Raw genomic sequence first — 9,012 nt, 5'->3', positions numbered from 1 at the left:
ACCCCTTCGGCTCCCCCCCCCCCCCCCCCCCCCCTTCCCCCCCCCCCGCGGTCCCGGTGTCAGGAGGTCGGCATCAGCACCGAGTCGATGATGTAGACGTTGGCGTTGGCGGTCTTGACGTTGCCGCAGACCACCTTCGCGGAGTCGTTGACGGTGTACGACTCGCCGGAGCCGGACGTGGTCAGCTTCGACTTCTCCAGCGTCTCGAAGGAGCCGTTCTGCAGGTCCTGCGGGGTGAGCTTCTGGCCCACGACGTGGTACGTGAGGATCTTCGTCAGCTCGGCCTTGTCGTTGAGGACCTTGTCCAGGGTGGCCTTGGGAATCTTGGCGAAGGCGTCGTTGGTCGGCGCGAACACGGTGATGTTCTGGGCGTTGTTGAGGGTGTCGACCAGACCTGCCTTCTTGACCGCGGAGACCAGCGTCGACAGGGCCGGGTTGTTGGAGGCGGCCGTGGCGACCGGGTCCTTGGCCATGCCGTCGAAGGAGCCGGCGCCGCTCTCGGGCACCGCCGAGCAGGCCGGCCCGAAGGGGCCGTCCATGGCGGAGGCGGTGCTGCCGGAGTCCGCCATGGCGTCGCCGGAGGCGGTGGCCGAGGCGGCCGCCTTCGCCGAGGTGCCGGAGTCGGCGGAGTCACTGCTGTTGTCGGAGCAGGCGCTCAGCGCGAGCGGCAGCACGGCCGCGGCGGCCAGCGTGACGGCGGTACGGCGGGCTCGGGTGTTCATCCTCATGGTTTCTCTCCTGTTGCTCGGGGCGGCGCCTGCTGCGCTCGCCTGCGCGGGTGAGGGGTGCTTGCGGGGGGTGGCGGACGGCTCGTCGGTCAGTCGACGGTCACCACCACGGAGTGCCATCCGGACGCCCCGTCGGGGATGGTCCGGGTGCGTTGTTCGGTCTGCAGGCGGCCGGTGCGGTCGGTGGCGCGCACGGTGAGGGTGTGACTGCCCGGGGTGGCCTGCCAGGGGTAGGACCACTGGCGCCAGGTGTCGCGGCTGTCCTCGGCGGCGAGACGGGCCTGCTGCCAGTCGCCGTCGTCGATCCGGACCTCGACCCGGTCGATACCGCGGTGCTGGGCCCAGGCGACACCGGCCACCATGACCGTGCCGGCCCGGGGACGGGCGAACGGCTTGGGCGTGTCGATGCGGGACTCGGTCTTGATCGGCGCCCGCCGCGCCCAGCCCCGCTTCACCCAGTAGGGGTCGTAGGCGTCGAACGTGGTCAGTTCGATGTCCTCGATCCACTTGCAGGCGGAGACGAAGCCGTACAGGCCGGGCACGACCATGCGGACCGGGAAACCGTGCGCGAAGGGCAGCGGCTCGCCGTTCATCCCGACGGCCAGCAGCGCGTCCCGGCCGTCCATCACGTCCTCGACCGGGCTGCCGATGGTCATCCCGTCCACCGACCGGGCCACCAGCTGGTCGGCCGGTCCGCCCCGCGAAGGCGGTACGACCCCGCAGCCGGCCAGCAGCTCCGCCAGGCGCACGCCGATCCAGCGGGCGTTGCCCACGTACGGCCCGCCGACCTCGTTGGACACGCAGGTGAGGGTGATGTCCCGTTCGACCAGGTCGCGCCGGAGCAGGTCGGCGAAGGAGAGGGTGACCGGCCGGGTCACCCCCTTGCCGTGGATGCGCAGCCGCCATGCGGTCGCGTCGACCTTCGGCACCACCAGGGCGGTGTCGACCCGGTAGAACGAGGCGTTCGGGGTGAGGAAGGGGGACACCTGGGGGATCCGCAGCCCGGCTCCGCGGGGTACCGGGGGTGCCGGGGAGGCGGGCTTCGGCAGGGCCAGCCGGTTTCGGGAAGCCACCGCGTCCTGACCCCGGTTGCCGTTCAGGGTCCGGCCCAGCAGCCCCACCCCGGCGGACGCGGCAGCGGCAGCGGACGCGGCGAGGACGAAACCCCGTCGATCCCAGTCACCACCGCGCGCAGCGCGCGCCACGCCCGCCGGGGCAGCTCCGTCCGCGGGACGCGCGCCGCTCGCGTCCTCCGCGGGGTCCGGGTCCTTCGCGGGGTCGGTGCCGCCGCCCTCCGCGGGGTCCGTGCCGCTTCCGCCGCCGGCGGGGTCCGTGCCGTCCGTGCGGGCGGTGGACCCTGCGGCTCCGGGCTCCCGTGCCGGCCGGCGGGCCAGGCGGCCGGCGAGGACGTAGAGGAGCAGGGCTCCGACGACCCCGCCCACCGCGGACGGCAGCGCGTCCAGGCCGCCCGCGTCGGGCCTCCCGGCCGCCGCCACCGCTCCGACCAACCCGAACACCAGGACACCGGCAGCACCGACGCGCCGGAAACGCAGGGAGAGCATTCCGAGCGCCAGCGCGAAAAGAGCCAGCACGGCGAGAATTCCGGACTTGAGAACCAGCTTGTCGTCGGTTCCGAAATTCCGGATCGCCCAGTCCTTCACCGCGGCCGGGGTGCGGTCGATCGCCGCACCGCCCACCGCGACGACCGGACTGGCCTGCGGGCGGACCGCCGCGGAAGCCAGCTCGGCCGCGGCCAGCGCGGCGAATCCGGCAACGGCGCCGCTCAGCGCGCCGGCCACCGGCCGCAGCCAGTCGCGGGGAGCGTCTTCCCTCTCGGTGTCGGTCACGTGGGGAATACGGCTCCGCCTGCGCGGCGGATTGGTCGTGCACCGGATCGGATGAATTTGTTTCTTGCACCCATCCGGAAGGGCTTTCGCTCCGTATTACCACCGGGTACTGAAAGGTAATCGGACTTTCTGCTTGCTCCGGCCGGGAAAAGGACCGGCGGCGCGCCGCCGCTCGACGGGCGTGAGCGACGGGCGTGAGCGACGGGCGTGAGGGACGGGCGTGAGGGAAAGGGTGACGACCGGGAACGAAAACGCCCGCCTTCCCCCTCCGGCGGAAGGGGAAGGCGGGCGGGAGAAGCCGTTCCGGCGTTACGTCACCGGCGTCACCGGCGTCACCGGCGTCACCGGCACCATCGGTGCGGGGCCCCGGGGGGAGGCCGGCGGACGAGGTGCTGCCGTCATCTCAGGTCGGGAAGCCGTCACCTCAGGTCGGGAAGGGGAGCAGGGCGAGCGGCGCGGAGGTGGGTTCTTGCGACCCCCCGGCCGGTTCGACCGTCACCCCCATGCCGGAAGCGCCGTCGACATCGCCGCGCAGCAGCACGGCCTGGTCGGTGAGGCCCGGGTTCATCAGACCCGCGGACCGCATGGTGCCGCCGTCGTTGTACCAGAGCTGGTAGACCTTCCCACCCGGCGGAGGCGCCATCCCGGACACCACGAACACGGCCCGGTCCCTGCTGGCGGAGACGACGACGGTGCCGGTGGCCCCGCCTTCCAGCGCGGCCGTGCTCGTGCGGGCGTCGGGCGCCGCGAGTACGGCGGCGATCCGGTCCGTGCTCTGCTCCGCGCGTTGCGCCTGGCGGAGGGCGTCCTCGGCGCGCCGGTGTTCCCAGACCGCCGTGCCGCCGAACGCCGCGGCGGCCGCCACACAGGCGGCCAGCGCCCACCGGGACAGGGCGCGGCCCCGCAGTGCGGAACGGCCCGGCCGGACCGCGGCCAGGGGGCCCGGCGCCTGCTGCCGGACGGTGGAGATCCTGCCCAGGACCCGGGCGCGCATCTCCCCCGGGGGCGTCACGGTGACGGCGAGCCCCAGCCGGGTCGCGGTCGCGGACAGCTCCCCGGTCTCCTGGGTGCACGGCTCGCAGGACGCCAGGTGGCGCTCGAAGGCGTCGCGCTCGTCGTCGGGCAGGGCGTTCAGGGCGTAGGCGCCGGTCAGTCGGTGCAGGTCGGCGGTGGTCATGCGGTCACCCCCAGGCAGTCGCGCAGTCGGATCAGCCCGTCCCTCAGCCGTGTCTTCGCGGTACCCAGCGGCAGGGTCAGCGCGTCCGCCACCTGGCGGTAGGTCAGCCCGCGGTAGTAGGCGAGCGTGACCGCCTGCCGCTGGATCTCGGTCAGGGTGCGCAGGCAGCGCCGCACCTGCTCCCGCTCGAGCCGCGCCTCGACCTGCTCGGTCACCTCGTCGAACTCGGGCGTACGGTCCAGCAGCGCGGCCTTGTGGTCGCGGGCCGCCGCGGCCTCCACGGAGCGCACCCGGTCGACCGCCCGCCGGTGCGCCAGGGTGAGGATCCAGTTGATGGCCGTCCCGCGGTCGGCCCGGTAGCGGGGAGCGGTGCGCCAGACTTCCACCAGGACCTCCTGGGCCACCTCCTCCGACTGGGCCCGGTCCCGCAGCACGGCACGCGCCACGCCCAGGACCGGTCCCGCGACGACGTCGTACACGGAGGCGAAAGCGTCCTCGTCGCCCAGCGCCACGCGGCCGACCAGCTCTTCCAGGTCGGGTTCCGACGAGGGATCTCTGCCGATGTACACGGCTTCTTTCACGGGGGCCTCCGCGGTTGGGACATCTCCGGACGTAATCCGGTCCCGACGGGACGACGGATTGGTCGGGGGAACGAGGAAAACGACCGGATTCCCCGTGGGTCCGGTCGCCCACCGCGGGCCGGCGGGGCCGGCCGAGCGGCCGGAAACCGGCCACCCCGAAGTCTGCCAGCCCGCCCGGCGCCGACGGGCCCGCCCGGACCGAAGGGCCCGCCCGGACCGAAGGGACGGCCCGGAGGGGACACCGCCGAAAGAGCCACCGCCGCATCAGCCACCGCCGCATCAGCCACCGCCGAATGAGCCACCGCCCCGGGGCCGTCCCGGGGTCCGGCGTGGCGCGCGATCGAGTCCGCGCGCTGTCCGACCCATGCTTGACCCGAGGCAGGCGAGACCGGGAGGTCGCATGGATTGGCTGGTCACACTGATCGGCGCCGCGGTGGTGCTGATCATGTTGCGGGACGTGTTCCACACCCTGTGGCATCCCACCCGCCACGGCGGGCTGAGCAGGTTCGTCATGACCCGGCTGTGGCGGCTGTCGATGCTGGGCGGACGGAGCAGCCGCACCGCCGGGCTGGCGGGGCCCGTCGGCATGGTGCTCGTGGTGGGCACCTGGGCCTGCACCATGGCCGTCGGCTGGTCCCTGGTGTACTGGCCGCACATGCCGGAGGGGTTCTCCTTCTCCAGCAGGCTGCAGCCCTCCGAGCACTCCGGACCGGTGGACGCCCTCTACCTCTCCCTGACCACGGTGGCCACCCTCGGCCTCGGCGACATCGCGCCCGCGGCCGCCTGGCTGCGCATCGTCGCACCGCTCGAAGCCGTGGTCGGCTTCGCCCTGCTGACCGCCACCGTGTCCTGGATCCTCGGCATCTATCCGGCCCTGGCCCGGCGGCGCGCGCTGGCGCTGCGCATCTCCCAGCTCCGCCGCGCCGCACACGCGGCCGGGCAGGCGGCGGCTCGTCCTGCGGCCGGACGGGCGGCGGGATCGTCGGAGGGACCGGCGGAGGGACCGGCGGCGGGACCGGAGCCGGGACCGGAGCTCGGGCCGGAGCCGGGACTGGTGGCCGGACCGGCGGAGGGCCCGGCGGCCGTGGTTCCGGGGCCGGCCGTCCTGGACCGGCTCGCCTCCGACATCGCGCGCACCAGCGTGGACTTCCTCCAGTACCCGGAGTCCTACTACTTCCACGACGGTCCCGGGGACACCTCGCTGGCCCTCACCCTCGGCTACGCAGCCGACCTCGCCGAGCGGACGCGCCACTTCGGGACCCCGGAGGCCCGAGGCGCCGCGGCCGTGCTCGCCACCGCCCTCGACGACCTCGCGACCGTGGTCGACGAGCGCTTCCTGCACACCGGGGGCCCGCGCGAGCGGATCCTGGCCGCCTACGCCCGCGACCACGGCTTCTGAGCAGCGCGGAGCGGTCCGTTCCGCGCCGGCGCGGCCGTCGTCGGGCCGTACGAGCGGTGGCGTCACGTCCCGTCCGCCCGCGAACGGACCGACGCACCCGCGGTCCCGGGAACCGCGGGTGCGTCGGGGCCGGGCTGCTACGGAGCCGCGGCGCCGTCCGCGGCCCGGTCCGCGCCGCTGCCCGAGGCCCGGTCCGAGGCCCGGTCCGCGGCGCCGTCCTTGGCGAGCTCCGCGGTGAACTGGGCACCGGTGAGGAGCGCCAGGTTGGACAGCCACAGCCAGACGAGGAAGACGACGACGCCCGCGAGGGAGCCGTAGAGCCTGCTGTACGCGCCGAGCACGGACGTGTACAGCGCGAACGCGGTGGAGACGCCCAGCCACAGTGCGGCCGCCAGGACACCGCCGGGCAGACTGTGCCGGCGCCTGCGGGCCGGGGCCGGGCCGGTGTGGAAGACCACCACCACCAGCAGCGCCACCAGGCACAGCAGCAGCGGCCAGCGCAGCACGCTCCAGCCCCAGGCGGCGGTGCTCCCCAGACCGAGCAGCCGGCCCGCCGCCTCGGCCAGCGGCCCGGTCAGCAGCAGGGCGAGGGAGCCGCTCAGCAGCAGCGCCAGCAGCACCAGCGCGGTCAGCACGATGCGGTGCATCCGGCGCCACGTCGAACGCCGGTCCTCGACCCGGTGCATGCCGTGCAGGGCCCGGCGGAAGACGGCGAGGTAGCTGGAGGCGGACCACAGCGCGCTGGCGGTACCTGCGACCAGCAGGGGCCAGACGCCGCCGTCCGCGCCGAGCACGCGAGACAGCACGGCATGCAGGTCGGCCGCGGACTCGGCGGGCGCGTAGGCGGTGACGTGCGCGACGAACTCCTCCGCCGTACCCGGACTGATCAGCCCGAACGCCAGCACGGTGACCAGCAGCGCGGGCAGCACGGCGAGGATCGCGTAGTACGTCAGGGCCGCCGCGTGGTCCGCGATGTCGTCGTTCCACAGGGACGCCGGTGTGCGCCGCAGCGCCGGCCACCACTCGGCGGGCAGCCGGGAGGCGACCGTGCGGCGGACGGCGGGGCGGGCGTTGCCCGCGTACGGCTCAGCGGACACGGCGTCTGCGGCGCGGTGCGGCGGCGCTGAGCCGGATACGGGTGTGCGCGGTGTACGGCGCCGCAGACTCCTCCGCCTCCGCCGCGACCGCGCACAGCAGGGGCAGCACGGCCTCCGGGGACGCGTCCGGGCGGAGCCACACCCGCACCCGCACCTCCAGCCTGCGACGCGGCCGGGGCAGCACCCGGGCGCGGCTGCGGACGACTCCGGGCACCGCCGCCGCACGCCCGGTCAGTGCCCGGGCGAGTGCCTGCGCCCGGACCGTGCCGCCCGGACCGGCCGGTCGCAGCGGTCGGCGCCGGCCGGAGTGGAACCGGGTCAGGGACCAGCATCCGAGGAGCGCGGCCAGGGCGACCGCGGCCGCGAGGACGGAGGGTGTCCACCAGCTCTCCGCCCGCAGCCGCGCCAACCGGGCCGGTGCCAGCAGCGCGTGGTGCCCGGCGGCGGGCCCGGGCCACCAGGAGGGCAGCCGCCCGGCGACCGCGCTGCCGGTGACCGCGAGCCAGGCGCCCGCGAGGAGTAGCGAGAGGCCGACCGCGCCGAGGGCGAACCGGTTGACGGCGGTACGGGTCTGCCGCATCAGGCCTCCCCTTCCGCAGCGCCGCCGAGGGCGCGGGACGCGGGATGCCGTTCGGGTGCCGGCGGCGGTGCCGACCGCGGTCCGGGGGGCGGCGCCGGGTGCGGCGCGCCGGCTGCTCCCGCGTCCGGTTTCGTGCCGCGGGGTGAGTCCGGTGCCGCGGCGGCCGCCGAGGCGAACTCCGCGTCGGCCGCCTCGCGCGATGCCGGTGCCATTGCCGGTTTCGGTGCCGGTGCCGGTGCTGTCGCCCGGGCCGGGGTCTGCCGGGCTGCGTCGGCCGCAGTTCGGATCCGCACCCGCAGCCGCGGGACGCGGCGCAGCCCGCAGGCGGCCACGGCCTCGCCCGCCGCCGCCTCGATGTCGGCCCGTGCCTGCGCGCCCTCCCCGAAGCGGAGCCCGGCGCGCACGGTGATACGGCGCCGACGCACCCGGACCCGCACCGTCCCGACCCCGGCAACCCCGCGCACCGCGTCCTCGACCAGCGTCGCGACGGCAGCCCGGTCCACCGCCGCGACGACGCGCGGGGACCGGGTGCGCACGGTCGAGCGGCGGCGCAGACCCGGTGTCACGGCGAGCGTGAGCGACCACAGCCCGAGCAGGGCCGCCAGCACGCCCGCCACGACCACGGGACGGTCGCCCGTTCCGTGCTGCGACAGCCAGTGCACGGCCGCGACGCGCCAGGCGGCGGCCGGCCGGTGGCCGGCGTGCACCAGGATCAGGTCCGCGGCGAGAACGCCGCAGGCCGCGGCGGCCGCCGCGGCCTGAACGGCGGCCGGGACCCGGCGCGGGGACCACAGCCGCCGGGGTGCGCGGCCGGCCGCCGCGGCCTCCGGGCCGGCAGCCCTCCCCGACCCGTCCGCCGTGTCCGCGCCGGTGGGCCCGGCCGGCCCGGCCGGTCCCACCGATGTACCCGCGCTGCCCGCGCTGCCCGGGGCGACGGAGGCGCCGTCGACCGTCGCGCCCGCCACCGGGGCGGCACCGGCGGCGGGCGCGGCCGGTGTGCAGCCGGTCGGGAGGGACGGGGAGGCTCCACCGGCCGCTGGAGCGGGTGAGCCGGGCCCGGCCGGTGGGGCGGGTGACGCGGGCCCGGCCGGTGGGACGAGTGCGGTGATGTCGGGCGGAGGGGCGAGCGAGGCGACCCCGATGTGCGCGGCCGGGACGTCGAGCCCGGTCAACTCCCGGGTGCGCCGGGCCACATGATCCCGCACCTGCGCCACCGTCCCGGCCAGCGGCACCGGATAGGGCAGCGCCACGTCGACCGACACCTTCGCCCGGCCCGCGCGCACGGACGCCGTGCTGCTCGTGGTCCGCGCGGTGGGGCGGTCCGCCAGGGCCTCGGCGGCGGCTCGCTCGGCGATCCGGCGCACGGCACGCTCGCTGACCGTGGTGGTGCCCCGCTGAACAGCAGTGGTCATCGCCTGCCCCGTTCCAAGAAGTCCCGCACATCCGGGGCGCGGCCGCCGTTCTCGACCCAGCGGCCGGCCGCCCAGCCGAGGCCGCCGAGGGCGGCCACCAGCAGGAACGCTCCGAACCCGCCGAAGTACCCGGCGAACGCCAGGGCCATCCCCGCGATCATCCCTGCCAACGGTGCGCTCATGCCCTGCCG

9 protein-coding genes are annotated in these 9,012 nt (G+C 75.6%); 1 reads left to right on the top strand and 8 read right to left on the bottom strand.

The window, feature by feature from the left end:
* Positions 1-59: 59 nt before the first annotated feature.
* The 4 genes from ACL02U_RS25210 to sigK form a co-directional block, all read right to left on the bottom strand.
* On the bottom strand, positions 60-722 hold the full coding sequence (locus tag ACL02U_RS25210; RefSeq protein WP_412793218.1) for a fasciclin domain-containing protein: 663 nt from the start codon (positions 720-722) through the stop codon (positions 60-62).
* A 95-nt stretch (positions 723-817) separates the two neighbouring features.
* Complete coding sequence (locus tag ACL02U_RS25205; RefSeq protein WP_412793215.1) at positions 818-2,575, bottom strand: molybdopterin-dependent oxidoreductase; 1,758 nt, start codon at positions 2,573-2,575, stop codon at positions 818-820.
* Between the two features lie 424 nt (positions 2,576-2,999).
* The gene (locus ACL02U_RS25200) at positions 3,000-3,752 is read right to left on the bottom strand and encodes an anti-sigma factor domain-containing protein (protein WP_412793214.1); all 753 of its coding nucleotides are present in this window, start codon (positions 3,750-3,752) and stop codon (positions 3,000-3,002) included.
* Positions 3,749-4,333 (bottom strand): ECF RNA polymerase sigma factor SigK, encoded by a 585-nt coding sequence (sigK, locus tag ACL02U_RS25195; RefSeq protein WP_412793213.1) that lies wholly within the window; start codon positions 4,331-4,333, stop codon positions 3,749-3,751. The genes ACL02U_RS25200 and sigK overlap by 4 nt, the downstream gene beginning before the upstream one ends.
* A 400-nt stretch (positions 4,334-4,733) precedes the next feature.
* On the opposite strand from sigK, the gene ACL02U_RS25190 reads away from it, so the two are divergent.
* Positions 4,734-5,732, top strand: a complete 999-nt coding sequence (locus tag ACL02U_RS25190) for a potassium channel family protein (RefSeq protein WP_412793212.1) — start codon at positions 4,734-4,736, stop codon at positions 5,730-5,732.
* Positions 5,733-5,869: 137 nt separating this feature from the next.
* Here the strand turns inward: ACL02U_RS25190 and ACL02U_RS25185 are convergent, their stop codons facing one another.
* From ACL02U_RS25185 to ACL02U_RS25170, 4 genes are read right to left on the bottom strand one after another with little or no spacing between them, the layout of a single operon-like run.
* The gene (locus ACL02U_RS25185) at positions 5,870-6,829 is read right to left on the bottom strand and encodes a YihY/virulence factor BrkB family protein (RefSeq protein ID WP_412793211.1); all 960 of its coding nucleotides are present in this window, start codon (positions 6,827-6,829) and stop codon (positions 5,870-5,872) included.
* Positions 6,819-7,409 (bottom strand): hypothetical protein, encoded by a 591-nt coding sequence (locus tag ACL02U_RS25180; protein WP_412793210.1) that lies wholly within the window; start codon positions 7,407-7,409, stop codon positions 6,819-6,821. Before ACL02U_RS25180 ends, ACL02U_RS25185 begins: the two co-directional genes overlap by 11 nt.
* Positions 7,409-8,821 (bottom strand): DUF6286 domain-containing protein, encoded by a 1,413-nt coding sequence (locus ACL02U_RS25175; protein ID WP_412793209.1) that lies wholly within the window; start codon positions 8,819-8,821, stop codon positions 7,409-7,411. Before ACL02U_RS25175 ends, ACL02U_RS25180 begins: the two co-directional genes overlap by 1 nt.
* Positions 8,818-9,003: a hypothetical protein gene (locus tag ACL02U_RS25170; RefSeq protein WP_412793208.1), complete on the bottom strand. Its 186-nt coding sequence runs from the start codon at positions 9,001-9,003 to the stop codon at positions 8,818-8,820. The genes ACL02U_RS25175 and ACL02U_RS25170 overlap by 4 nt, the downstream gene beginning before the upstream one ends.
* Between the last annotated feature and the right edge of the window lie 9 nt (positions 9,004-9,012).

Source organism: Streptomyces sp. MS06 (assembly GCF_047200655.1).
Taxonomy (GTDB): Bacteria; Actinomycetota; Actinomycetes; order Streptomycetales; family Streptomycetaceae; genus Streptomyces.
The sequence above is the reverse complement of the archived record's forward strand: the minus strand, read 5'-3'. Positions and strand labels throughout refer to the sequence as shown.

What these genes read in the sequence shown, in the direction of transcription:
- ACL02U_RS25210 (WP_412793218.1), bottom strand. Translation starts at nt 722, where the DNA reads ATGAACACCCGAGCCCGCCGTACCGCCGTCACGCTGGCCGCCGCGGCC.
- ACL02U_RS25200 (WP_412793214.1), bottom strand. Translation starts at nt 3,752, where the DNA reads ATGACCACCGCCGACCTGCACCGACTGACCGGCGCCTACGCCCTGAAC.
- ACL02U_RS25190 (WP_412793212.1), top strand. Translation starts at nt 4,734, where the DNA reads ATGGATTGGCTGGTCACACTGATCGGCGCCGCGGTGGTGCTGATCATG.
- ACL02U_RS25180 (WP_412793210.1), bottom strand. Translation starts at nt 7,409, where the DNA reads ATGCGGCAGACCCGTACCGCCGTCAACCGGTTCGCCCTCGGCGCGGTC.
- ACL02U_RS25175 (WP_412793209.1), bottom strand. Translation starts at nt 8,821, where the DNA reads ATGACCACTGCTGTTCAGCGGGGCACCACCACGGTCAGCGAGCGTGCC.
- ACL02U_RS25170 (WP_412793208.1), bottom strand. Translation starts at nt 9,003, where the DNA reads ATGAGCGCACCGTTGGCAGGGATGATCGCGGGGATGGCCCTGGCGTTC.